Annotated in this window: 26 protein-coding genes and 1 pseudogene; 11 read left to right on the forward strand and 16 right to left on the reverse strand. The window is 28.3% G+C overall.

The genetic code is table 11. From position 1 onward, the window contains the following. The 4 genes from ACH2BO_RS05860 to ACH2BO_RS05875 form a co-directional block, all read right to left on the reverse strand. On the reverse strand, positions 1–1,378 hold a 1,378-nt coding region (locus ACH2BO_RS05860; RefSeq protein WP_395043820.1), incomplete at its 3' end, for an aryl-sulfate sulfotransferase. Positions 1,379–1,383: 5 nt separating this feature from the next. Continuing rightward, the gene (locus ACH2BO_RS05865) at positions 1,384–2,730 is read right to left on the reverse strand and encodes a YHYH protein (protein WP_395043821.1); all 1,347 of its coding nucleotides are present in this window, start codon (positions 2,728–2,730) and stop codon (positions 1,384–1,386) included. A gap of 50 nt (positions 2,731–2,780) precedes the next feature. Then, positions 2,781–3,809 (reverse strand): cytochrome-c peroxidase, encoded by a 1,029-nt coding sequence (locus ACH2BO_RS05870; protein WP_395043822.1) that lies wholly within the window; start codon positions 3,807–3,809, stop codon positions 2,781–2,783. Beyond that, positions 3,806–4,510 (reverse strand): MbnP family protein, encoded by a 705-nt coding sequence (locus ACH2BO_RS05875; RefSeq protein WP_395043823.1) that lies wholly within the window; start codon positions 4,508–4,510, stop codon positions 3,806–3,808. The genes ACH2BO_RS05870 and ACH2BO_RS05875 overlap by 4 nt, the downstream gene beginning before the upstream one ends. Before the next feature lie 133 nt (positions 4,511–4,643). Here ACH2BO_RS05875 and fabG point away from each other — a divergent pair, with 133 nt between their 5' ends. The 4 genes and pseudogenes from fabG to hisB all read left to right on the forward strand — a co-directional run. Beyond that, the gene (gene fabG / locus ACH2BO_RS05880) at positions 4,644–5,390 is read left to right on the forward strand and encodes a 3-oxoacyl-[acyl-carrier-protein] reductase (protein ID WP_395043824.1); all 747 of its coding nucleotides are present in this window, start codon (positions 4,644–4,646) and stop codon (positions 5,388–5,390) included. Positions 5,391–5,460: 70 nt separating this feature from the next. Then, on the forward strand, positions 5,461–7,497 hold the full coding sequence (locus ACH2BO_RS05885) for a hypothetical protein (protein WP_395043825.1): 2,037 nt from the start codon (positions 5,461–5,463) through the stop codon (positions 7,495–7,497). 72 nt (positions 7,498–7,569) lie between these two features. After that, positions 7,570–8,073 (forward strand): hypothetical protein, encoded by a 504-nt coding sequence (locus ACH2BO_RS05890; protein WP_395043826.1) that lies wholly within the window; start codon positions 7,570–7,572, stop codon positions 8,071–8,073. Between the two features lie 12 nt (positions 8,074–8,085). Next, positions 8,086–8,643, forward strand: a pseudogene (hisB, locus tag ACH2BO_RS05895) (histidinol-phosphatase); the annotation flags it as partial. A 3-nt stretch (positions 8,644–8,646) separates the two neighbouring features. On the opposite strand, the gene ACH2BO_RS05900 reads toward hisB, so the two are convergent. Continuing rightward, positions 8,647–9,048 (reverse strand): glyoxalase, encoded by a 402-nt coding sequence (locus ACH2BO_RS05900; protein WP_395043827.1) that lies wholly within the window; start codon positions 9,046–9,048, stop codon positions 8,647–8,649. Between the two features lie 80 nt (positions 9,049–9,128). After that, a complete protein-coding gene (locus ACH2BO_RS05905; protein WP_395043828.1) occupies positions 9,129–10,460 on the reverse strand; it encodes an OmpA family protein in 1,332 nt (443 codons plus the stop codon). A 139-nt stretch (positions 10,461–10,599) separates the two neighbouring features. On the opposite strand from ACH2BO_RS05905, the gene ACH2BO_RS05910 reads away from it, so the two are divergent. After that, on the forward strand, positions 10,600–10,995 hold the full coding sequence (locus ACH2BO_RS05910; protein WP_395043850.1) for an NUDIX domain-containing protein: 396 nt from the start codon (positions 10,600–10,602) through the stop codon (positions 10,993–10,995). Between the two features lie 2 nt (positions 10,996–10,997). Next, on the forward strand, positions 10,998–11,387 hold the full coding sequence (locus ACH2BO_RS05915; RefSeq protein ID WP_395043829.1) for an acyl-CoA thioesterase: 390 nt from the start codon (positions 10,998–11,000) through the stop codon (positions 11,385–11,387). Here ACH2BO_RS05915 and ACH2BO_RS05920 read toward each other — a convergent pair whose 3' ends face one another. Together ACH2BO_RS05920 and ACH2BO_RS05925 are read right to left on the reverse strand one after the other, a co-directional pair. Next, a complete protein-coding gene (locus tag ACH2BO_RS05920; protein ID WP_395043830.1) occupies positions 11,388–12,647 on the reverse strand; it encodes a mechanosensitive ion channel family protein in 1,260 nt (419 codons plus the stop codon). Continuing rightward, positions 12,640–12,918 carry a DUF3817 domain-containing protein gene (locus ACH2BO_RS05925; RefSeq protein ID WP_395043831.1) on the reverse strand — a complete coding sequence of 93 codons (279 nt, stop codon included), beginning with the start codon at positions 12,916–12,918 and terminating at the stop codon, positions 12,640–12,642. Before ACH2BO_RS05925 ends, ACH2BO_RS05920 begins: the two co-directional genes overlap by 8 nt. A 123-nt stretch (positions 12,919–13,041) precedes the next feature. On the opposite strand from ACH2BO_RS05925, the gene ACH2BO_RS05930 reads away from it, so the two are divergent. The 4 genes from ACH2BO_RS05930 (at position 13,042) to ACH2BO_RS05945 (ending at position 17,936) form a co-directional block, all read left to right on the forward strand. After that, positions 13,042–13,557 (forward strand): DUF6155 family protein, encoded by a 516-nt coding sequence (locus ACH2BO_RS05930; RefSeq protein ID WP_395043832.1) that lies wholly within the window; start codon positions 13,042–13,044, stop codon positions 13,555–13,557. A gap of 75 nt (positions 13,558–13,632) precedes the next feature. After that, the gene (locus tag ACH2BO_RS05935; protein WP_395043833.1) at positions 13,633–15,168 is read left to right on the forward strand and encodes a DEAD/DEAH box helicase; all 1,536 of its coding nucleotides are present in this window, start codon (positions 13,633–13,635) and stop codon (positions 15,166–15,168) included. A gap of 255 nt (positions 15,169–15,423) precedes the next feature. Next, positions 15,424–17,337 (forward strand): DUF294 nucleotidyltransferase-like domain-containing protein, encoded by a 1,914-nt coding sequence (locus ACH2BO_RS05940; protein WP_395043834.1) that lies wholly within the window; start codon positions 15,424–15,426, stop codon positions 17,335–17,337. A 2-nt stretch (positions 17,338–17,339) separates the two neighbouring features. Next, positions 17,340–17,936 (forward strand): PolC-type DNA polymerase III, encoded by a 597-nt coding sequence (locus ACH2BO_RS05945; RefSeq protein ID WP_395043835.1) that lies wholly within the window; start codon positions 17,340–17,342, stop codon positions 17,934–17,936. Here ACH2BO_RS05945 and ACH2BO_RS05950 read toward each other — a convergent pair. From ACH2BO_RS05950 to ACH2BO_RS05980, 7 genes are all read right to left on the reverse strand, one after another. Further along, on the reverse strand, positions 17,933–18,430 hold the full coding sequence (locus ACH2BO_RS05950) for a 4'-phosphopantetheinyl transferase superfamily protein (RefSeq protein WP_395043836.1): 498 nt from the start codon (positions 18,428–18,430) through the stop codon (positions 17,933–17,935). The two genes, ACH2BO_RS05945 and ACH2BO_RS05950, sit on opposite strands and share 4 nt — an antisense overlap. Continuing rightward, a complete protein-coding gene (locus ACH2BO_RS05955) occupies positions 18,430–18,684 on the reverse strand; it encodes an acyl carrier protein (protein WP_395043837.1) in 255 nt (84 codons plus the stop codon). Before ACH2BO_RS05955 ends, ACH2BO_RS05950 begins: the two co-directional genes overlap by 1 nt. A 10-nt stretch (positions 18,685–18,694) precedes the next feature. Next, positions 18,695–19,972, reverse strand: coding sequence for a beta-ketoacyl-[acyl-carrier-protein] synthase family protein (locus ACH2BO_RS05960; protein ID WP_395043838.1), 1,278 nt, complete (start codon positions 19,970–19,972; stop codon positions 18,695–18,697). Between the two features lie 134 nt (positions 19,973–20,106). After that, positions 20,107–20,535: a 3-hydroxyacyl-ACP dehydratase FabZ family protein gene (locus tag ACH2BO_RS05965; RefSeq protein ID WP_395043839.1), complete on the reverse strand. Its 429-nt coding sequence runs from the start codon at positions 20,533–20,535 to the stop codon at positions 20,107–20,109. Between the two features lie 152 nt (positions 20,536–20,687). After that, positions 20,688–21,740, reverse strand: a complete 1,053-nt coding sequence (locus tag ACH2BO_RS05970; RefSeq protein ID WP_395043841.1) for a type III polyketide synthase — start codon at positions 21,738–21,740, stop codon at positions 20,688–20,690. Positions 21,741–21,780: 40 nt separating this feature from the next. After that, a complete protein-coding gene (locus ACH2BO_RS05975; RefSeq protein WP_395043842.1) occupies positions 21,781–22,497 on the reverse strand; it encodes a class I SAM-dependent methyltransferase in 717 nt (238 codons plus the stop codon). Continuing rightward, entirely contained in the window at positions 22,498–23,610 is a 1,113-nt protein-coding gene (locus tag ACH2BO_RS05980; RefSeq protein WP_395043843.1) for an NAD(P)/FAD-dependent oxidoreductase, read from the reverse strand. A 115-nt stretch (positions 23,611–23,725) separates the two neighbouring features. Between ACH2BO_RS05980 and ACH2BO_RS05985 the strand changes: the two genes are divergently transcribed. Next, positions 23,726–24,439, forward strand: a complete 714-nt coding sequence (locus ACH2BO_RS05985; RefSeq protein ID WP_395043844.1) for a hypothetical protein — start codon at positions 23,726–23,728, stop codon at positions 24,437–24,439. Positions 24,440–24,444: 5 nt separating this feature from the next. Here the strand turns inward: ACH2BO_RS05985 and acs are convergent, their stop codons facing one another. After that, positions 24,445–26,352, reverse strand: coding sequence for an acetate--CoA ligase (gene acs / locus ACH2BO_RS05990; protein WP_395043845.1), 1,908 nt, complete (start codon positions 26,350–26,352; stop codon positions 24,445–24,447). Between the last annotated feature and the right edge of the window lie 44 nt (positions 26,353–26,396).

The raw sequence follows: 26,396 nt of genomic DNA on the forward strand, positions 1-26,396 counted from the left end.
AATTACAAGAAGCTGAAACAGTATTTAAATTTTCAATAGTAGTTCCTGCAGCTAAAGTATGTCCAGTAAAACCATTATAATTACTTGGATAAAAACTACATCTAAATACTAAATTTTGAGTTGGAGTAGCATTTTGAGCAATAATTGACGCGTTTACTGGATTAATATATTTCCAAAGTGTTGTTCCAGCTGAGTTTACTTCTCTAAAAGTTCCAGTTGGACCTTCACATAGCAATACATTTCCATTTGATAATTGTTGTGCTCCCGAAATATTTTGAGCATAAATTCCGTTTGGATTTCCAGCATTGTACATCCAAGCAGTTGTTGCAGGTAAATAAGGCAATGTTTGTGTATAATTAAATCCATTTATAGGTGGATTAATAATTTCTACAGTTGTATAATTTCCACCAGTTCGTCCATTTCCATTATTGAATATCATAATATGGTTTTCAAACGGTAAACCACTTTTTATCCAATTAGCATTATGTTGACCAAATAATTTCTGGTTAGAAACCGAACCATTATTATAAGCTTGTGGATTTCCCCAACGATACAATAAATCGCCTCCTTTGCTAGAATTTCCTCCAGAATGGCTTGCTGCTTGAGCTGTTGTTGTACTATGATCAATTATCCAAACTTCATCAAAAGAATGTGAACTCAGTATTATTTGATTCAAACTTTCATTATAATCAATAGAATTCATATGAATCCAATCTTGACCAGTAGTAGCATTAGCACTTGCTTTATAATTAAGATTCAAAAGTTGAGGATTGGTACTTACAACACCAAAGTTAGATTTTGTAGAATCAAATTCTTGAACCAAATGATCCCATAAATGCCATTCCCAAACAATTGTTCCAGTTGTTAATCCAGTTTGTTGAATTTCTATAATTTTTTCACTCCAAACTGTTGATGTGGTTAAGGATGGATTTCTTCCTTGTGCAATAGCTTCTATATTAGTTTTAGATTCCCAAACTATAGCCAATACATTTCCGTTTGGCATTGCTTTAATATCATGATGTTGACATTCTAAAGTATTTGAAATTGTATAATTCCAAGTTATATTTCCGTTCCAATCAATTTTCTGAATAATTCCACCTTTTCCACCAGCATTAAAAGTAGTATTGTTAGTATTTCCAGATTTAAGCAATGTTCCATCTGGCAAAATATAACAAGATTGTCCTGGTTTATATGTACTTGCCCAAGTTTTTACTTGTTTGCCACATTTATCAATTAAATAAGTATTTGTACTTTGAATGGGAGCAAACAAAACATATCCATCATCAAGAGTTCCTATGCTGTGTTGTTGAAGACCAACAGTTTGAGAATTAACTTGAATTGTTGCAAAAATAAAAAATAATAGATATGTTTTTTTCATTAAAATTATTTTTTAATAATTACTTTATAACTTTTACTTTGATTGCCATTAGAAATTTTCACATAATAAATTCCATCATAAATGGCATCTGTTTCAATAATACTCAATGTACTTCCTTGTAAAATTTTACTGGTTTTTACTACTTGTCCAATTTCATTTATTAATTCAACTTTTAAATCATTTTCTACAAATTCTGATTGAATAGCAATAAATTCTGATGTTGGATTTGGAGAAATTACAACTTTGGCTTTATCAAAATTAAAAGTTTCATTTGCCAAATAAGTTGTAGTTCCTGTTGGAACAGTTGTAACAGTTGTGGCAGTAACATTTCCATAAAATGTTGGACCAACAACATAAGGATAAGCAGAGTTATGATTGGCGTCTACAGTTGTAAAATAGCAATAAATTCCTGCTGGATATTCTGGTGTTATACAAAAACGACCATTATGAATATCTAAATAAGTTGGATCTCCAGCATGAGAAATATATTCGTAGTCTTCTCTAAAATATCCGTTAAAAAAAGTTTGAGTACCAACAACTTGATTAATATTCGGACCATTAGTTCTTGTTGTATTTGTGCGTAATTGATAACTTGATTTTATTCTTGTAATTGCTCCTGTTCCATTTGTATTAGTATAACCATATGCACCATAAATTGGAAATCCATCATAAGCAAAACCTAGTAAAGGAGAATGAACAGATGAATTAATTACATACAAACCATCTGCTGGATATAAATCACAAACATTTGATATTACATTTAAATCTAAATTAAAAGCACTCGGATTTTGGTGATGATGATAATTTCCCATTGCTGGATGCGCTTTGGCACAATCAAATCCTGCTTTCTCAGCTGGTATTGCATCTCTATTCCAAGCTTGAGTTGCACCTGGACCACCAGGACACATTGGGTTTCCTGGTCCACCACAAAGAGAACTAGTTGAATTATTCCAAGCAACACCATCACGATAATCAAATAAAGCTACACCATTTTTAAAAACACCAATATTTCCTCCAGTTGTTGCTGTTGCAGTTCCTGTATTTTGAGTTGGAGTTAATAAAAATCTAAAAATTTTATTTTGTGCCGTTGCTAATGATGGATTTCCATCTTGAAATGGTCCAGTTATATATGCAGGAATTCCAGTTGCAGAAACATAAGAATAAGTTGCATTGTATTGAACTGTTTGAACATTGGCTTGTACAGCATCATTTATTGGTGTTGAATTTCCTGCAAGATAATGACGACCAGTTATTCCTGTTGTGTTTTGTAACCAACTTGTTATGGCTGGATTGGTTTGAGAATTGATGCTAATTGTAACAAAAAAAGTTATAATTGTAATTATTAATTTCATGATTTGGATTTATTTATTAGACGAATATAATATTTTATTAATGTATTTTTTTAATTAATTTCTTTAGGATAAGAAAATCGTTTTTCAAATAGAAATTCTTTATCAGTCAAGGTTTTTAAAAACGCAACTAACTCTGTCCTTTCATTATCAGATAAATTCATTGGTTTTTCTAATTGTTTGGATAATGTTTTACTTTTTTGAATTCCCGAATTGTAATGTTTGACAACTTCGTTCAAAGTTTTAAATCTTCCATCGTGCATATACGGAAAAGTGAATTCAATGTTTCGTAACGTTGGCACTTTAAACTTTAAGGAATCTTTTGGGTTTTGAGTGATTTTCATTCTTCCATAATCATTTAAAATTGCATCAACCGATAGACCATTGTTTTCAAAAGAATTATTGGTAAGCAATGGTTCTGTATGGCAAGTAGCACAATTGATTTTGAATAAATTATACCCTTTTTCTTCTATTTCAGAAAATTTTTCTTCACTTCGAAGTACTTTATCATATTTAGAATTGGATGTTTTTAACATAACAACAAATTGCGAAATTGCTTTTAAAGTCAGTTGTCCAGTAATTTTTTTTGTATCAAATGCTTTTTCAAATAAATCTTGATATTTTTTACTTTTTTGAAGTTTGGCAACTACGTTTTCTAATGATTCATTCATTTCAACGTCACTAGTAATTGGAGCAATTGCTTGAACATCAAGATGATTTACTCCGCCATCCCACATAAAATTTTTAGACCATGCTAAGTTTTGTAATGTTAGCGCATTTCGAGTTCCAATTTTGCCATTAATACCGTGACTTAAATCGTGGTCAACATGAGCAAAACCTGTTTGTTGCAAATGACAACTAGCACAAGAAATTGTATTGTCTTTAGATAAAATTGGATCATAAAATAAATTTCTACCCAATTGAAATCCTTCTTCTGTTAACGGATTATTTTTGAAATCATAAACAGGTTTTGGAAATCCTTCTGGAATGTCAAAATAAATAGGAGTGAAGCTCAAATTGGTAAATCCCAATACAGCAAAAATTAAAATTAAAAAACCTACAAATAATCGAATTTTACTCATTCTACAGAAAATATTTTGGCACTTAAATCGGCAATTTTCATAGCTTCTTTTCCAGGAATCATAATGGAATTAACTTCTTTCAAATTTATAGCTGAAAATAATTTTCCTAAATCCATAATTACTTTAATTTCATTATTTGGAATTTGTAATTTTTCAATTGGAATTTCAACAATTTTCATTGCATAATTCGGCTGTGAATAACCACCAATATGAAATTGAAATTCGCTCTTTCTTGTTTTACAGTTACTACTTTTTCCTTCAATTTTCATATTAATATAACCACTTTGCCAAGCCCAATACATTCCGTTTTGCAAATCTAAATCGCCAGCTAATGCTCCAGAAACACTTGCTGTACTGTCAATTCCAATATTGAATTTGATTTTAGAAATAGTTTTGTCATTTTTTTTACAAATTGGTATTTGCAATGAATTTGGGTTTTCAATATCAACTAAATGATAACTGTTTTTTTGTATAAATGTAGTTTTATTATTGTATTCTATTTCGATTCCTGATAAGTAAAACTTTAACAAACTAATTTGTAAAGTATCGTGGTTTTTTGAAATATTATTTTTGTTTAATTCTAACCGAATAGTTCCAAACTTTATATTTAATTTTAAATACAAAGAATCTTTTTCTTTTTGGGCAAAGGCAAAAACAACACTTAGACTAAATAGTATGCAAAAAAATAAATTTTTTATCATTTCTATGATTTTGTTTTTAATTGAATAGGACTAAAAATAGTATTAAAGGTTTAATTGAAATCTAATTTTTTTCAATATTAAAATAGTGCTATATTTGGCTTTTAAAATTCAAACATAATACAATTTTTTAAATATGAAATTACTTGAAGGAAAAGTAGCAATAATTACAGGAGCAAGTCGCGGAATTGGAAGCGGAATTGCTAAAGTTTTCGCACAACACGGAGCAAATGTAGCTTTTACCTACAGTTCATCTGCCGAATCTGCATTGGCATTAGAAACAGAATTAAATGCTTTGGGAATTAAATCTAAAGGATATCAAAGTAATGCAGCCAGCTTTAATGAAGCTCAAAAATTAATAGATGATGTACTTGTAGAGTTTGGAAACATTGATATTTTAATAAACAATGCAGGTATTACCAAGGATAATTTGTTGATGCGTATGAGCGAAGAAGATTTTGACAAAGTAATCGAAATTAACTTAAAATCGGTTTTCAATATGACCAAAGCGGTTCAAAAAACCATGTTGAAAAACCGAAAAGGTTCTATTATAAATATGAGTAGTGTAGTAGGAGTGAAAGGTAATGCTGGACAAACTAATTATGCAGCATCTAAAGCTGGCATGATTGGTTTTACAAAATCGGTTGCGCTTGAATTGGGTTCAAGAAATATTCGTTGCAACGCAATTGCTCCAGGTTTTATTGAAACAGAAATGACTGCAAAACTAAATGAAGATGTAGTACAAGGTTGGAGAGATTCAATTCCGTTAAAACGTGGCGGAACTCCAGAAGATGTTGCCAATGCGTGTCTTTTCTTTGCTTCAGATATGAGTGCTTATGTTACAGGACAAGTTATGAATGTTGATGGCGGAATGTTAACCTAAGAAAGTTTGCAGTGCTCAGTATTAAGTTTACAATTACTAAATACTGAAAACTGAATGCTGAACACAATAAATGAATACATCTACAATTTTACTTCTAATATTATCAGTTTTTATAGCTGCAGGAATTTCATTTTTTCAATATTTTTATAAAAGTAAAAGTAAATCAAGAATAAATAAATTATTATCGGTATTAAGATTTCTATCTATTTTTGGATTATTACTTTTATTAATAAATCCAATTGTTAGTAGAAGCACGCTTGAAACAATAAAAACACCTTTGCCAATTGTAATTGATAATTCAAGTTCGATTGTTGATTTGAAAGCCAATACTTCTGCTAAAGAAGTTTATGAAAAATTGGCTTCTAATTCTGAATTAAAAAATAAATTTGATATTCAATCCTATAAATTTGATTCTGAATTTCAATCTATAGAAAATTCAGATGAAATTGATTTTAAAGGAACACAAACTAATATTGATGAAGTTTCAAAAAACATAAAAAGCATCAATAAAAATCTAACATTTCCAACAGTTTTAATTACTGATGGAAATCAAACTTCTGGCGCAGATTATATTTTTCAATTTAATCATAATAATAAAGTATACCCAATGGTTGTTGGCGATACAACTACTTATTTAGATTTAAAAATTAATCAAATTAATGTAAATAAATATGCTTTTCACAAAAATAAATTTCCTGTAGAAGTATTTATGCAATATTCTGGTACTAAATCTGTAACCGCAAATTTTTCAATTTCGCAAGGAAATACTATTTTAAATAAACAAAGCATTTCGTTTTCACCATCAAATAAATCAGCAGTTTTAAATGTTTTATTGCCAGCAGATAAAACCGGTTTACAAATTTATACGGCTAAAATTTCTTCTTCAGAAATAGAAAAAAACACCTATAATAATTCTAAGAAATTTGCAGTTCAAATTATAGATCAAAAATCGGAAGTTGCTTTAATTTCAGTAATAAACCATCCAGATATTGGAGCAATAAAACGAAGTATTGAAACTAATGCACAACGTAAAGTAACTATACTTAAACCTAATCAAGTTAGTGAGTTAAGCAAGTATAATGTTTTAGTTTTATATCAGCCAACAACAGATTTTAAACAAGTATTTGATGCAAACAAAAATCTAAAAATTAACACTTGGATTGTTACTGGAAATAATACCAACTTTGGATTTTTAAACCAGCAACAAGAGCAAATTGATTTTAAAATGTCTTCTCAAAAAGAAGATTATTTAGCTAATTTCTTATCAGATTTTAACCTTTTTGCAACAGATAATATTGGCTTTGAAAATTTTCCGCCTTTAGAAAATTCTTATGGAACAATTACTGCTAAGGAAAATGTTTCTGTTTTACTTTCTTCAAGTATTAGAAATGTAGAAACCAATTTTCCTTTATTAGCATTTTCTGATAATCAAGGAAAAAGAAATGCTTATTTATTAGGAGAAAATATCTGGAAATGGCGTGCACAAAGTTATGTTGATAAAAAATCATTTGATGAATTTGATGTTTTTATAGATAAAACAATTCAGTTTTTGGCTTCTAATGATTCTAAAAAATCTTTAATAGTAAATCATGAGCAATTTTATAATTCAGGTGATGCATTAGAAATAACAGCACAATATTTCAATAAAAATTATGAACTAGACGAAAAAGCAAGGTTGACTATTGCAGTTACAAATATTAAAACAAAGCAAGTAAAACGTTATGATTTATTGAGAGCAACAAATAGTTTTAAGGTTAATCTTGATGGACTTTCAGCCGGACAATATTCGTTTACAGTAAAAGAGTTAAATTCAAATGCTTCTTATTCAAGTTCGTTTGAAATTTTAGATTTTGATATAGAAAAGCAATTTGTAAACCCAGATTTGTCTAAATTAAAACAATTAGCATCACAAACTAATGGAACTGCATTTGTTCCAAACCAAGTAGATAATTTAATAAAATCATTACTTGAAAACGAAAACTACAAAGCCATTCAAAAAAACATTGTCAAAAAAACGCCAATAATTGATTGGTATTGGTTATTAGTTTTAATTGCAATTTTTCTCTCAGCCGAATGGTTTATTAGAAAATATAATGGTTTACTTTAAAATTTAATTAATTTTATAAAAAATTGTATATAAAAATTCCAAATAAATAGTTTTAATTTTAAAATATAAAAAATGAACGACGCTCATCTTCACATGGTTGTAAACCATTTTCCAATTATTGGAACACTACTAGGATTAGGAATTTTATTTGCTGGATTGGTTTTAAAAAACAACACCATCAAGAATGTTGCATATTGTTTATTTATTGTTTCTGCAATTTTTGCTTTTGCTAGTATGAATACAGGTGAAGGTGCAGAGGAATTGGTAGAAGATATGCCTAATATTGGAAAAAAAATTATTCATGAACATGAAGAAGTTGCTGAAAAACTGGCTCTTTCTTTGTATCTTTTAGGTTTTGTATCTATTGCTGGTTTGTATTCAAATACTAAAAATAAATTTAATGCAAAGTTAGTTTCATTTATTGCATTAACAATTGCAATGGTAGCGGTTTTTCTTGCACAACAAACAGGAACTTCTGGTGGCGAAATTCGTCATACAGAAATTAGAAAAAATGCAATTACAGACACTCTTAATGCAGAAGAACATCTTGAAAACGTTGAAGAAGTAGAAGATTAAATTTTATAATAAATGAAAAAAATTCTATTTATAGATCGTGACGGAACGATAGTTAACGAAGCAAACGCACCAGATTATACTTTAAACACCTTTGAAGAATTAGAATATTATCCTGAAGTATTTAGATATTTGGGTAAAATTGCTAGAAAATTAAATTTTGAATTAGTTATGGTTACAAATCAAGACGGTTTGGGAACAGAAATTTTACCTGAAACTGTTTTTTGGCCAATTCATAATAAAATTATGAAGGCGTTTGAAAATGAAGGAATTGTTTTTAATAAAGTTTTTATTGATAAAACATTTCCTTATCAAAATGCTCCAACTAGAAAACCTGGAACTGCTATGTTAACAGAATATATAAACAATTCTGAATATGATTTAGCAAATTCGTTTATGATTGGCGACAGATTGACTGATGTTGAGCTTGCCAAAAATCTTGGAGCAAAAGGTATTTTTATAGACAATGACGAAAAACTCGGTGCAAGTGAAATAAATTCTAAACGAGAAGAATTAGATAATTATATTGCTTTGCAAACAACAAGTTGGAAGGAAATTTATAAGTTTCTCAAAAAATTATAAAGCAACATTTTCCATTAAAAGAATATTGTTTTTTAATCTTTCAATTAACATATTCATCATTCTTTTATTAAGGTTTGATGAATTTTTTATATATTCATGATATTCGTTTATAGTAAACAATGCTATTATCATTCCTTTCAATGAGTTTCTAAATTTTATATCTCTTTGAATCGTATTTTCAATATAGCCCAATTTCTTTTCTGGTGAAAGTGTAAAAAAAATATTTTTTTGTTTTACAGCATAATTAATAAATACAGCTACAAATAAATCGTTTTGAAGTTTTAATATTGGTCTTAGTGTTCTATTTTGAAATTTTTCTTCGGATGATGATTGTTCAGTTATAGTTCCAATTGTTTCACCTCGTAACTCTAATAATAATATATCTCTTGGTTCCATATTTTTTTTATTTAAAGTTATAAAAAAACCTCTGTTAAAAAACAGAGGTTGATATATATTTATTAAGAACAATTTGTTAATTAGTCTTTAATTTTAAAAGTAACTCTTCTAACAAGTTTTCTTGCTCCTTCAGAATCTTTATTAACAGATGCGTCTTCACCTTGAGGAATTATAATTAATCTTGAAGCCGATACTCCAGATTTAATTAATATTTGTTTTACAGCAAGCGCACGAGCTTTAGATAAAGCATCATTGCTTGCACTAGCTCCAATTTCGTCTGCATTACCATAAATTTCTACTGTTGCTGTTGGATTATTTTTAAGATACATTCTTATAAAATCTAAACCTTCAGTTGAAGCATTTGTTGGTTGCGATTTAGAAAAGTCAAAATAAGCACAAACATATCCTTCATTTACTAAACGTTTTACAATATCACCATTAGATTTTTCTGAAGTTTCTTTATTAGTATTATTTACATATCTTTCTAATTCATCTGGCACACCATTTCTGTTTCCATCAACCATTTTACCTCTTGTATCAACAGCAACACCTGCAACCGAATTGTTTTCTTGATCTAAATAATCAGCAACTCCATCTTTATCTGTATCATTCAATTGATTTTCCATATCACCAACTCTTTTTTCAAGAGCAGCAATTTCTAGTTGTTCTTTTTTTGGTTTAAAATCCCAATCAGCATGAATTCTATCTTTATCAAGTGAGAAACTCAAACCTAAATTTAAAGACACTGTGCTTCCTGATAAATTTTCAGAGTTGTCACTATAAGCTCCATCCCAATTAAAATGTTGTCTGTAGTTATGAATTGTAGTAACATCAAGTTGAATTGCTGTTCTTTTTGAAATTCTATATTCTGGAGTAACACCAAAAATTAAACCACCATTAAATTCTGACTCGTTATAATTATGATCATGTTCTACAATGTTTTTAGTTTTAGAAATCATATCTACAACTTGAATTCCTCCATGAAAAAGGAAATTCCAACGTTTTAACTGTTCTGTAATACCAAATAATTTTGCACCATTAGCATAACCTTGAACCTGAAGATTGTATTGAATCATTTTGAAAGGTAAACTTGGAAGGTTGTTTTGTAAAGAACGATTATTTGTGTTACCAATTATATCATAACCTAAACTTCCTTTTACACTAAATATATCACCTACAATATAACGTCCACCAATTGAAAAACTATTTGGTCTTATGCTTCCAAAATAACTATTAGATTTGTTAGAAAAATAACCAGGAGAATAAGGTTTTACACCTTTAATATTTCCAATAGATGCTTCAATTATCCAATTATTATTTCTTTCTGAAGTTGATTTAATATTATCTTTTTCTTGCGCATTTATAATATTCGATGTTATAAAAATTAAAAGCAATAAAGTAATTTTTTTCATAATTTTGTTTAGTTATTCAATTTTGCGAATTGCAAATATAATCTTTTGTAATTAATTAACAACTTTTTGGGTTATTAATACTATTTTGTAGATTTATATTTACATAAAAAACACTATTTATGAGAATTTCAAATATTTTCTGACAGTTGATATAGTGGTCTTAAAAAAAAATCACTTAAATATTGAGTTACTTTTAATTAAAAGAAAGAATGAACCTTTTAAAGATTTTTGGGCATTACCTGGAGGTTTTGTAAATGAAAATGAAGATTTAGAAGTTGCTGCAATAAGAGAGTTATTTGAAGAAACTAGAATCAAAATTACCAAATTAGAACAACTTAAAGCATTTGGAAAACCATTAAGAGATCCAAGAAATCATGTTGTATCAATTGCTTTTCTTGGTTTTGTAAAAAATAATATTGAGGCAATTGCAAATGATGACGCCAAAGATGCAAAGTGGTTTTCAACAAATAAATTGCCAATAGTAGCTTTTGACCACGATGAAATCATTAATTTTGCTCTATCAAAAACTAAATAAGCATGAGATTTCATACTAGAAAATGGGTTAAACCAGAAGATTTAAACCCAAACAGCACTTTGTTTGGAGGAAGATTACTGGCATGGATTGATGAAGAAATTGCTCTTTATTCGATAATTCAATTAGAAAGTCCAAGAATTGTTACTAAACACATGTCGGAAATAAATTTTAGAAGTTCGGCAAAGCAAGGTGATATTATTGAAATAGGTATTGATGTTATAAAATTTGGAAACACATCGTTAACATTAATGTGCGAAGTTAGAAACATGATGACCAAAGAAACAATTATAACAATTGATACAATTACAATGGTGAGTTTAGGTTTAGACGGAAAACCTCAAGCACATGGTAAAACTAAAATTGAATATGTAGAAGATAGATTAAAAAAATAATTAGTATTCTAAACTATTTTTATCTGTTGGAAGTTCGTAAATTTCTAAATCAAAGAATGAAATAGAAGCAATAATATGGTCAAAAATGTCTGACATTACATATTCATATTCTTCAAATCTTTGATCTTTTGTAAACGCATAAATTTCTAATGGAATACCATGTGAAGTTGGTTGCAATTGACGACAAAGCAATATCATGTTTTTATTTATTCCAGGATAATTCTCTAAATATTTTGTAATATATTTTCTAAACAATCCAAAATTTGTCATGTTTCTTCCATTGATAGCCAGTGACTTATCAATATTATAAGTTTTATTATAATTATTAATTTCAGTTTGTTTCTTGTCAATATATTCTGAAACCAATTGAATTTCTTTCATTTTTAATAATTCAGCATCGTTTAAAAATTTAATACTTTTGGCTTTAATAAGAAGATGTCTTTTAATTCTTCTTCCGTCAGAATTTAACATTCCGCGCCAGTTTCTAAAAGAATCAGATATTAAACTATAGGTTGGAATTGTAGTTGTAGTATTGTCGAAATTTCTAACTTTTACAGTTGCTAGATTAATTTCGATTACATCACCATCTGCACCATATTTATCAAATGTTATCCAATCACCAATTCTAACCATATCATTTAGCGAAACTTGAACACTTGCAACAAAACCAAGAATGGTATCCCTAAAAATCAATATTATTACTGCCGAAATTGCTCCTAGAGTTCCTAGTAAAGTTCCTTTATCAATATCAAATATTTTAGAAATAATCACTCCAACACCAAATATCCAAAGAACAATCATAATTACTTGAATATAACTGTCTATTGGCTTGTCGCTATATTTAGGTTGTTCTTTTAAATAATCTCTAATGGCTTTCAAGATGCTTCTTACTATCCAAAGCGAAAGCAAAATGATATAAACACCAACCATTTTTCCAAAAACAGATTCCCAATAAACATAACTTTCTAATATTACTGGAACTGATTTATATATAAAAAGAAACGGAATTAAATGAGCAATATATTTGGCAGTTTGATTGGAAACCAATAAATCATCAAAATTTGTTTTGGTTTTTTTAGCTACAATTGCCATAATAGTAACCAATATCAATCTAAAAACAACATATATGAAATATGCTAAAAAACACAAAATTATTATATTGAAAACTAAGCTTATGTATGAAGAAAGTGTTTCTCCAAAATTCAATTTTCGAAGCAATGGATAAAGCCATCCAAATGTTTTTTCTAATAAATTATGCATTTCTCAAATATTTTTTTTCAATATAAAAGGTGCCAAATGGAGGAATTGATGCCAAACAAATTATTAAATATTTTTTAAAATCCCATTTTTCATTAAATTTCAAAAAAGTTGCTGTTATAATGTAAAATGTAAATAATATTCCATGAGCCATACCTATATGTTTTACAAATATTGGATTGTCAAAAATATATTTCATTGGCATGGCAAAGAAAAATAGTAGTATTGCAGAAACTCCTTCAACCAAAGCCAACTTCTTAAAAAAATCTAACATAAAATTTCATTTTTTTATTTAAAACGCAAAATTAAGTAATAACATTAACATTAAAACTACAAAGAGGATTACTTTTGTTTTTAATTTGAATTATTTTCAGATTCTATACCCAAATTTTGAAATATGAGTAAAAGAGATTTAAAAAAGTTTGTATCCGAGTTAAATAAAACACAATTGGAAGAACAATTGGTTGAATTGTATGACAAGTTTAAAGATGTAAAAGTTTATTATGACTTTGTTTTTAATCCAAATGAAAGAAATTTAGTAAAAGAAGCTAAACTCAAAATTTCTAATGAATATTATCCAATTCGTGGTAAAAAACCAAAAATGCGTCGTTCTATTGCTCAAAAATTCATAAAACACTTTATTTCACTTGGTGTTGATTCGTTTATTATTGCAGATTTAATGCTTTATAATATTGAAATTGCTCAATTACTCTCATCAGAAAAAGAAATTAAACAAGAACTTTTTTATAAAAGTATGCTCAACTCATTTGAACAAGCAATAAGTTTTATGATTGAAAAAGGTATTCTTGAAGATTTTAAAAGTAGAGTAGTGGCAATCAAAAACCAATCTATAAAACTGAATTGGAATAATAGATATCAATTCAATGCAATTGTTGAGCGATTTGATTATTAAATTTTATAGAAAATATTAAAAACATAGCGATGAAACTCTTTTTTAGGTGTAGTTTTGCAAAATTGTAAAATTGTCATGTCAAAAAAAGATATTCTTGCCGAAATAGAAGAAAAGAAGGAACTTTATGGTTACCAGAAAGGCGATATTGACAAAATTTTTGAACGTCTAGACAACGCACCTCACAACTATCATTTATTATATCAATTGCCAACTGGTGGCGGAAAAACAGTGATTTTTTCAGAAATAACTAGACGATATTTAGAACAACATAATAAAAAAGTTGTTGTATTAACACATCGAATTGAACTTTGTAAGCAAACTTCTAAAATGCTAAAAGCGTTTGATGTAAAAAATAAAGTTATAAATAGTGCTATAAAAGAATTGCCAGATCAAGAAGAATATTCCTGTTTTGTTGCAATGGTTGAAACTCTAAAAAACAGATTAAACGACGAAAAATTAGAAATACAAGATGTTGGTTTAGTGATAATTGACGAAGCTCACTTCAACTCATTTAGAAAGTTGCTTAGTGCGTTTAATAATGCTTTTATTCTTGGAGTTACTGCTACACCATTGAGTTCTAATATTAAGTTACCAATGTATGAAAACTATAGTGAGTTGATAGTTGGCGATACAATTCAAAATCTTATTGATAAAGGATTTCTTGCCAAAGCAATTACCTATAGTTATGATGTTGGTTTAACATCATTAAAAGTTGGTATTAATGGCGATTATACAGTAAAATCGTCAGATGATTTGTACAGTAATATGGTAATGCAAGAAAAATTATTGCATTCCTATACCGAAAAATCACTCGGAAAAAAAACCTTGATTTTTAATAACGGAATCAATACATCATTGCACGTTTATGAAAGTTTTCGTCATGCTGGATATAATATTCGCCATCTCGATAATACAACAACTACAGAAGATCGAAAAGATATTTTGACTTGGTTCAAGAAAACACCAGATGCAATTTTAACATCTGTTGGAATTTTAACCACAGGATTTGATGAACCAACAGTAGAAACTATAATATTAAATCGTGCAACAAAGTCATTAACTTTATATTTTCAAATGATTGGTCGTGGTTCTCGAAAACTTCCACACAAAGATGATTTTAATGTTATAGATTTAGGAAACAATGCTTTACGATTTGGTTTATGGAATAATCCGGTCGATTGGCAACACATTTTTAAATCACCAGAATATTATTTAGAAAGTCTTCGTGAAGATGCTGATATAGAAAGTAACTTTAAATATCTAATGCCAGAGGAATTGCGAAAAAAGTTTGCTAAATCAATTGATATTTCAATGGATGTTCATGAAGAATTTAAATTTACTGTAAAAAACAATTTAAAAGCAAAAACTATTCTTGAAAAATCTTTAGAACAACATGCAATAATGTGTGTTGAAAATACCGAAGATTTATCTGATGCTAGAAAATTATCCAAAGAATTAAAAGATGATATTGAATATAGAATTCGTCAATATTGTATCTGTCTTGGCAACGTTACTAAAAATTATCGTTCCTGGTTAATTGAAGATTACACTTTGAAACTTACAATTGCTATAGGACGAATATATCGTATAAAGATAATGTCAGAGCTCTAAAACACCGAAATTATAGGATTATTGATTGTTATATATTTGAACTATAATTTATATTATGTAAAATAGAATTAATCTAAAATATTATATAATAATATGAATTTAAACTAAAACCTATTTTAAACATACTACTCTATTAAATATTGCGACTAAAAAAATACTATAAGATTGTTGTAAATAACTAATTTAAATCTTTATTCATTTTATTTATTGGATTTCAAAATATTTTATATATTTATATAAAAACATCAATAAACTATGAGTAATGCTATTTCACAACGTGTAGCTGATTTTCTTAAAGAATATCAACCTTTTAATTACTTGTCTTATGACGATTTAATTAAAATTGCTACTACAATTCGTGTAATAAATTTAGAAAAGCACAAATCTTTGTTTCAAATAAATGATACGCTTCATGATTGTTTTTATGTTGTTGCATCTGGCGTAATACATTTAACTGTAATTTCTGATGCCGAAGAAACATTATTGAATAAATGTTATGCTGGTGATATATTTGGTTTGCGTCCATTTTTTGCTAAAAACAATTATCAAATGACTGCCAAAGCTCGTGAAGAAAGCATTATATATGCCATTCCAATTGCAACTTTTAAACCATTTGTAACTCAAAACACCGAAATTTTAAACTTTTTATTAGAAAGTTTTGCTGTAAATACCAAAAACAGTTTAGACAGCAAAAACAATGTATTAATTTCAGATAATGTTGGATATACTGACAATCAATCTGATATGCAATATTTTCAATCTTTAAGCTATAATAAAGTACCTCTAAAAATTTCTTCAGACACAATTATTAAAGAAGCAGCTCAATTAGTCACCGATAATATGAGTGATAGTTTATTGATTATCGAACAAGGTTATCCTATAGGAATTGTTACCGATAAAGATTTTAGATCTAAGGTTGCAACTGGTCGTTTTTCATCTTCCAATACAATTGATAAAATAATGGCTTCGCCTGTAGTTACTGTAACAGAAAATATTTCTGTTGCTGAGGCACAGCTGGTTATGTTAAAACATGGCCTTACTCATCTTTGTGTCACTCAAGATGGTACAGATAAATCTGAAGTAAAAGGAATAATTTCTGAGCATGATTTGGTTGTAGCACAAGCAAACAATCCTGGAATTTTGCTCAAAGAAATAAAACGTTCACAATCAGCCAAAGAATTAAAACTTGTACGTGATAAATTAACCGATATTATACAATCTTCATTAAATAAAAATATTCCGCTTACACATATTTATAGTATTGCTGGCGAAATTACTCTTGCTATAATAAAAAGAGCAATTGAACAAGCTATTTTAGATTTAGGTTCACCTCCAGCCCGATTTGCATGGTTAAGCATTGGAAGTCAAGGCAGAAAAGAACAACTTTTGCTTACAGATCAAGATAGTATATTGGTTTTTGAAGATGTTTCTGCAGAAAAATATCGTGATGTAAAAGATTATTTTATAAAATTAGCAAAAAAAGCAATAGCAACTTTAGAAAAAGTTGGTTATTATTATTGTCCACAAAACCATATGGCTAGCAATATGTTGTGGTGTAAGTCATTGACTGACTGGACAAAACAATACAACAGTTGGATGAATACTCCAGGAGAAAATTCTAACGAAATTAGTAGTGTTTTCTTTGATTATGAATTAGCTTTTGGAGAACAAAAAATAGAAGATGCTATTACTGAAACAATTTTTAAAAATGCTAAAAATAATGTACTATTCTATGATTATTTGGGAAATGATGCACTTAAAAAACCAACTCCAATAAACTTTTTTAAGAAATTTAATCTTGAAGACGAAGGCGAACATAAAGGAAAATTTGATATTAAAACACGTTGTTTGATGCCATTAATTGATTCGGCAAGATTATTAGTTTTAAGTAATAATATTAAAGGAATTAATAGTACTTATTTAAGATTTAAGCAATTGGCGATTGTTGACCCTAAGTTTTCTGAAGTATATTTAAATTGTGCTGATGCTTTTTTAGTGCTTTCAAAATTTAGAACTTTAGAAGGTTTAAAAAATGATAATTCTGGACAATATATTAATTTAGAAGAATTGAACAAAGTTGATAAAGAAAAATTAAAAAATGCTCTTGCTCCAATGCGCGATTTAGAAGAATTGATAAAAGATAGATTTCAACTTACCCAATTTTCATAAATATGCTTGACTGGTTAAAAAATATAAATAAAGAATATCCTGAATTCTGGAAACAGTATTTATCAAGATTTGAAAAAAAATCTAATAGATATATAGCATTAAGTGTTGAAACCACTGGATTAAATCCGACTAAAGATGTTATTTTATCCTTTGGTGCAATTGCAATTATTAATGATACAATATTAATTAGTGATACTTTTGAAGTAGCAATTCCGCAATATAAATATTTGCATGATAACGGAATTACAAATGATTTTTTATTAGAAAGTAATCAGCCAAAATTAGCACAACCTGTTGCAATTGAAAGTTTTATAAATTATATAGAAAATGCTACACTTGTTGGACATCGTATAAACTTTGATGTAGAAATGATTAATGAAGTTTTAGAAAAACTAGAATGTGGAAGATTAAAAAACGAAGCCATCGATATTGAAGTTATGTATAAAAAACTGATGGATATAAACGATAAAAATTTTTCTCTTGATGAATTAAGTACTATTTTCAAAATGCCAATAACCGAAAGAATTTCTACAGCTGATGATGCTTTTACAATTGCTTTATTGTTTTTGAAATTAAAATCTAGATTAGGATTAAATTAAATTGAAATAATTCTTTCAAATCTTCCGTGATGTGTTATGGATATTGGTTTTGTAATAAAATTTATTTCATCCAAATAACTTGGAATTCCGTTATGTTTTATAATGTTTTTTGGTTTTGAAATAGATTTAATTTTATAAAAATCTTCAATATTACAAACAGCTTCAGAGTAAATATAATTATAATTTATTTGGGTTCTTGTATAATATTTTTTCTCTTTACAAATAATAATTCCATACTCATTTTTATTAAATATTGAATTTTCAAAACATTCAATCTGCAATGGATTAAACACTCGTTCATTTGTTAACCGATTATAAATTTTGTAAACTGCCTCTTTTCTACTCCATAATTCCCATACTGTAATTTCTTGATTTTTAGAGTTTTGAATAAGTTTTTTTTCTGAAACAGTAAATATTTTATCAAGATAACCTACTCTTTTCCAGTTACTTTGAATTTTTGCCAAAGCCAAATCTACTATATCATTTCCTATCATTATTTTTCGGATAATTTAGTTTCGATAATTTCTATTGCAGCTTTAATACTAATCATTTTTTCCATTGACAGATTATCAATATCAATATCAAATGCTTCTTCTGTATCTAATATAATATCGACTAAATTGGCAGAATTAATCTGCAAATCTTTTATAAAATCAGTATCTTCTGTAATGTTTTCAAACGCACTTTGATTATTTACAAATGGCTCCACAATTGTTTTTAGTTGATTGGTAATTGCTTCTCTTGTCATAATTTTTATTTTATTTTTCTTTATATTTTTTAAAGATAATACATCCATTAACATCACCAAATCCAAAACTAGCTTTGGCCACAATATTTAATTCTTTTTCTATCAGTTTTCTAGTAATTTTGCTTTGATCTATAATAGCTGTAATTTCTGGATTTAAATCTTCACAATTTATGTTTGGAAATATAAAATTATGATGTAATTGCAATACAGTAGCAACACTTTCAATACTTCCAGAAGCTGATAAACAATGACCAACCATTGATTTTAGAGAGTTTATTTCAGGAAAATCCATACCTTTTAAATTCAAAGCTTCACTCCAATTTTTAATCTCCAAACTATCCTTTGAAGTTGCAGTTAAATGTCCGTTAATAGTATCAATTTCATAAGCTTGAATACCAGCATTTTGCAAAGCATCAGTAATACATTTCTTAACCGCAATCGGATTTGGTGCCGTCATTGTTCCCAAACCTCGTTGTCCTCCAGAATTAACATTTCCACCAAGAATTTCACAATAAATTTTAGCATTTCTTGCCAATGCAGTTTCCAAATCTTCTATAACAAATGCACCGCTTCCACTTCCTGGAACAAAACCAGAAGCACTTGCACTCATTGGTCTTGAACCAGTTTCTGGCAAATTATTATGTTTAAAAGTGCAAACTTTCATTGCATCAAATCCACCCCAAATATAAGGTCCAGAATCAGAAGTACTTCCTGCCAAAATTCGTTTTGCTTTACCACATTGAATTCTGTCAAAAGCTAATAAAATACTTTCTGCGCCAGTTGTACAAGCAGAAGAATTTGTTGTAACTATATTTCCCAAACCTAATTTTCCGCCAAGATAAGCACTAACTCCGCTGTTCATAGTTTGTGCAACTGCTGTACTTCCTAATTTTCGGGTTTCAAAAGCATCAATTTTATAAATACTTTCTCTAAATTTTTCTATTCCAGATGTTCCAGTTCCAAAAATTGTTCCTGAATCCCAATCTGGATTTTCATTATTCTCAATTGATAATCCAGCATCTTTCCAGGCATCAATTCCTGCAATAACACCATATAAAATACCAGTTGAATTAAAATTTCTTAATTCTAATTCGGTAAAATAATTACGTTTTAATTCTTCTGAAATTTCTGGTGTTCCAGATATTTGACATGAAAATTGAAGCCGTTCTAATTCTGAATCGTGTTTTATTCCTGAAATTCCTTTTTTTATGGCATTTGTAAACGCGTCAAGTCCAACTCCATTTGGCGCTACAATTCCTAATCCTGTTATTACAACTCTTTTTTTCATTCAGTCATCGCGAGGCACGAAGCAATCTTTATAAATTGCTTCTATTTTAGTTTTAAAATATTTATTATAAACACTTTTGTATGGATTTAGATTATGTGATTTCTCCCAAAAGGTCGAAATGACAAAGTTTAGATTTAAATAATTATTCCTGCAATAGTTCCGCGGCACACTTCTACTCCATTGTTGTCAATCATTTTTATTTTGCATTTTAATTTTCCGAATCTAAAATACACTTTTTCCGAAATAACTAAAACTTTTTCATTAGGAAAAACTGGTTTTAAATACTCAACTTCTGACGATGTTAGTGCAATTTTGGTGTCTGAATTAATATTAGAATCCAATAGATAAATTCCTAAACAAACAACTCCAATTTGCGCCATAGTTTCAGTAAGAATAACACCTGGCGTAACAGGATTGTTAATAAAATGACCTTTATAAAAATCTAAATTTTCATTATAAGTATAACTTCCTTCTACTCCATTTTCTGAAACTGATATAATTTCATCTACGAAAAGAAACGGTTTTGAATAAGGTAATTTTGATATAATTTCTTCTTTTGTCATTTTATAAATTTCACACGAATTTATCTCATTGAATTTATATTAAATAGGTATTCGATGATTTTCAATTCACAAATTTTCACTAATTAATATGTTTATAATTACACGAATTATTATGTTTTATTTTATTTTATTTTGTTAGAATTTAGGCCGAATTAAAATTCAATTAATATTCGTTGTGCTGTAAAACCTGGACCAAAACTTAATAACAAACCTTTTTCTCCAGCTTTTGGTTTTTTATCCATAATACGTTCCAAAACATACAATACTGTTGCGCTTGACATATTTCCGTACAAGCGTAAAACTTCTTTTGTATCTTCAATATCTTGACCTGTTTGAAGAAATAAATCTTCTACAGTTTGTACAATTTTTTTTCCGCCAGGATGAAATATTAGATGTTTAATATCTTTTATAGTCAATCCGTTTTTTTCTAAAAATGGATGAATAAACAACGGAAAATGGTTGGCAATAGTCTCTGGAACTTCAATGTCTAAAACCATTTTCAATCCAGAATTGGTCATTTCAAATCCCATCATGTTTTCATTATCATAAAAATGATACATAGATTCATCTAGAATTTTTGGACCAATATCTTCTTCATAACATGATAATAAAACACAAGCCGAACCATCGCCAAATATAGCAGAACTAACAATATTTGTCATTGAAAAATCATTTAATTGAAATGTTGCTGTTGGACTTTCTACAGCAATTACTGCAGCTTTTTTATTAGGATTGGCTTGCAAGAAATTTTTGGCATAAATCATTCCAGAAATTCCAGCCACGCAACCCATTTCGGTTACAGGTAATCGAATTATATCTTGACGTAAACCCAATTTATTAATTAAATAAGCATCCAGCGAAGGAATCATAATTCCAGTACAACTTACAGTAATAATGAAATCTAAATCGGTTGGTTTCCAATTGGCTTTTTCTAATGCATTTTTCAATACTTTTTCGCCTAGTTTTATAACTTCTCTAACATATATATTATTTCTTTCTTCAAATGAAGTTTTGGTAAAAACGGCAATTGGATCCATTATTGAATAACGCTTGTCAACATTGGCACCTTCAAATATTTTCTTTACTTTTCTAACAAATCTATCGTCTTGACCTATCAACCAAGTATCAAGAAAAGGCATTATTTCGGCTGTTTCTCTAGAAAATTCTGGTAATTGCTTGGCAACTGTTATTATTTTTACGCTCATTGGTAATTGCGAGGTACGAAGCAATCTCGTACTTTTAATTTTATATATTTTTCTTAATTATCCATTGATATCTAAAAGCCCATTTCCATTGCAAAATATAGTTTTTAAATCCTAATTTTTCTGAAAATCCAATTAATTCTTGCTTTTTAAATCCTCTCAAAATAGAAATTAATCCATCTTCACGTGACATTTTATTCAAATTAAATACCGAACAAACTACTTGAAATAATCGGTAAGCAACTTTGCATCTATGTAAATCATTAATAACAATTCCGGTGGTAACTGTGTTATAAATTTTCTTCACTAATTTTAAAATTTCTTCATCTCTAAAATGATGTATCGTTAAGGTACACAGTACAATATCATATTTTAATTCTGTAAATTTTTTATAAAAAACATCTTCACAATAATAACTAATATTTGGATAGTGATTGGATAGTTTTTTTGCGTGATTTATTGTAAAAGCATTGGCATCAATTCCAATAAATTTAAAATTAAAATCATTTTCTTCTCCAAAATCGGCAATGTATCTTAGCATATCTCCGTTTCCACAGCCAATATCTACAATAACATATTCTTTACTTTTATCTAAATCTTTAATTAGAATTTTCAAACCATTTAAAGTTAATTTGTTTCCACCTAAAAGCTGATTGATTTTAGCAATTTTATCTAATGCATCTTGCAATTCAATTCCTTCTAATGTAAAATCATCCATTAGTTCTGGATTATTCGTTCTATATGTTGTATCTATTTCCATTTATATAGGTTTTCCATGTGTTTTATTGATAATAAATGGTAATAAAAAAGGAAAAATCACTAGTATATTCATAATGATTTGTGATAATTTTTCGTGTTGCAATAATTTTCCTAATCGCATTCCTGTTGTTATTCTTTTCTTGAAATTATAATTCCAATTTTTAATAAAATTTTGTTCCATTTGATTTCTATCAATCTTATTTTCAAAATAATCAATTGCACTTTCACTGGCCAATTTAGCACTGTGAATTGCCATTGCCATTCCGTTACCGCACAAAGGATGAATTAATCCTGCAGTATCACCAATCATTAAAATATGATTTTCAACACATTTTTTTTTATCAAAAGATATCTGACTTATCGTTAATGGTTTTTCAAATTCTAAAGTTGCATTTTCAAAAATTTTCTTCAAATTTGGATTTTTGCAAACTATTTTATCTTGATATTCTTCAATACTTTTATATTTTTTGAAAGTTTCATAATTAGCTAAATAACAAATATTTACTAAATTATTTTCTACTTTAGAAACACCACAATATCCACCTTCAAAATGATGCAAACCAACTAAATCATTTGGAAAATCTAAACTATAATGAGATTTTACACCAAGCCAATGTGATTGTTTTTGAATAAAATTACGTTTAAATTTTATATCTAAATTTGATCTTTTGCCAAAAGCACCAAGTACTATTTTAGAATAATTATAACTTTCATTGGTTGAAACCGTGAATTTATCATCTAAAAAAGTAATATCAGAAACGGTTTCTTGAACAACTTTACATCCCAATTTTTTAGCTTCATTATACAAATAATTGTCTAATTGATAACGACTTACACCAAATCCGCCCAAAGGTAAAGTTGTATTTATGGTTTTTCCAGAAACTAATGAAAAAGATAATTTGTCTATTTTTTTTGGAGATAATGATTCTATATCAAGTTTTAATGATTTTATATAAGGTAAAACTTCGTTAGAAATATATTCGCCACAAACTTTATGTTTTGGATATTCATTTTTTTCAATAACCAAAACTTCATAATTATTTTTTCTAAGATGAATTGCAGCAATTAAGCCAGCCAATCCGCCACCAATGATAATTATATAGTTATCTTTCATAATTTGTAAATTTAATAATTTAGTTTAAAGTAAATCTTGTATAATTATGATTAATTATTATATAATTTTTGGATAAAAAAATTAAAAGATTAAATTTGTAAGAACAATGTTTAATATGAAAGTAAAGAAATTACTATTATTTATTCCTATTATCACGCTAATAATTTATTTCTGCGCAGGAATTTTTTATAATCCAGTTAATGTAATTTATTTTAAACCATTAATAATACCAAGTTTTATGGTTTATGCTATGGCAAATAACTTTAAGAAACTTACAGTAAATTATTCTTTGTTCGTAATTTTCTTTTATATTAATGAAGTATTACTTTTATTTTGGAATGATTCATTAATATTGTATAGAATTACAATGATAACTTCATTTTTTTGCTACTTATCATTAATATATTTAGGATATAAAACAATTAAAAACAATAATCTTTACACTTTTCCCAAAGGATTTACATTATTTATATTATCACTAAATTGTATTTTTTTAGCAGCAATTTTATATGTTTTAATTTCTACAATTGGTGATGCTTATCTTAATATTATTCTAATTTTTAATGCAATTGCGGCGGTTATACTGGGAGTTACAGCAGTTTTATATTTGGGAAGGTTTATAGATAGAAAATCGTATTATTACTTTTTTGGAGCTTTTGCATTAATATTTAATGATGTGTTTGCAGCTGTAGTAACTTATTTCATTGATAATGTTTTGTTAAACACAATGGATAGGTTATTTCATTTCACATCTTTTGTTTTAATTTATCTTTTTATTATAAAAGATAAAAAAAAGGTTGAAAATCATTTAATAGAAATTCAACCTTAATAAGTTTATACTTTATTGTTCTTAATCTCCTCCACAATTTCAGGATTTAACAAAGTTGAAGTATCACCAAAATTACTAAAATCACCTTCTGCAATTTTCCTTAAAATACGTCTCATAATTTTTCCAGAACGTGTTTTAGGCAATCCAGATACAAATTGAATTTTATCTAGTTTAGCAATTGGTCCAATTTGGTCAGAAATTAATTGATTTATTTCTTTTGATAAATTATCATGATTTCTGCTTTCACCAGTTTCTTTAAGAATTACAAATCCATACAATGCGTTTCCTTTAATATCATGCGGAAATCCTACAATAGCACTTTCTGCAACTGCTGGATGTTCGTTTATAGAATTTTCGATTGGCGCAGTTCCAAGATTATGTCCAGAAACAATAATTACATCATCTACTCGACCTGTAATTTTGTAATAACCAACTTCATCGCGCAAAGCACCATCGCCAGTAAAATATTTTCCTGGAAAAGCTGTGAAATAAGTTTCTTTAAATCGGTCGTGATCATTCCAAATAGTTCTTGCCATTGCTGGCCAAGGAAATTTAATGCACAAACTTCCAACTACTTGATTTCCTTCTATTTCATTTCTCAATTCATCCATTAAAACAGGTTGAATTCCGGGTAACGGCAAAGTTGCATAGGAAGGTTTTGTTGGTGTTACAAACGGAAGTGGTGAAATCATTATGCAACCAGTTTCTGTTTGCCACCAAGTATCAACTAACGGACAGCGTTTTCCTCCAACATGATCGTTGTACCAATGCCAAGCTTCTTCATTTATTGGTTCACCAACAGATCCAATGACTTTTAATGATTTCATTGGAAATTTTTGAACATAATCGATGCTTTCTTTTGCTAAAGCACGAATTGCAGTTGGAGCAGTGTAAAACTGGTTTACTTTATGTTTTTCTATAATTTCCCAAAAACGAGAAAAATCTGGATAAGATGGAACGCCTTCAAAAATAACTGTTGTTGCACCATTCAATAATGGTCCGTAAAGAATATATGAATGTCCAGTAATCCAACCAATATCTGCAGTACACCAATGAATATCGTTTTCAATGTAGTTAAAAACATTTTTAAAAGTATAAGCAGTTTGCACCATATAACCAGCAGTTGTGTGCAACATTCCTTTAGGTTTTCCAGTTGAACCCGAAGTATATAGTATAAACAATGGATCTTCTGCATCCATAATTTCGGCAACGTTATTTGAAATTGCTTCATCTAAAAGTGGTTGCAACCAAATGTCTCTTCCATCTTTCATTTTTACCTTAGTATTGGTTCTTTTGGCTACCAAAACTTTTTCTACGCAAGGGCATTTTTCTAATGCTTCGTCGATAATTCCTTTTAAATCGATTGTTTTATTTCCGCGAAAACCACCGTCTGAAGTAATGACCATTTTACATTCAGAATCATTAATTCGAGTTGCAACTGCAGAAGCCGAGAATCCAGCAAAAACTACCGAATGTACAGCTCCAATTCTCGCACAAGCCAAAACAGAAACTGCCAATTCTGGAATCATTGGAAGATAAATACAAACTCTATCTCCTTTTTTTATGCCTTGCTCACGAAGTACATTTGCCATTTTGGCTACTCTTTCATACAATTCGTTATAAGTAATATGAAGTGCTTTTTCGTTTGGATTATTGGGTTCAAAAATGATAGCCGTTTTGTCACCACGACGCGCTAAATGACGGTCAATACAATTTTTTGTGATATTAACTTTTGCATTTTTAAACCATTCAAATTTAGCTTCTTGCATATCAAACTCAACAACTTTATCCCATTTTTGGTACCATGTAAAGTTTTCATCGGCTATTTTATCCCAAAATTTTCTCGGCTCACGAACTGATTTCTTATACATTTTGAAATAATTTTCTAAATTTTCTATTTTATAATAACTCATTCTAAATCTTTTTTATCTAATTGTTCTAATATGTAAATGTAAGT

This window comes from Flavobacterium sp. (assembly GCF_043773265.1).
GTDB lineage: Bacteria > Bacteroidota > Bacteroidia > Flavobacteriales > Flavobacteriaceae > Flavobacterium.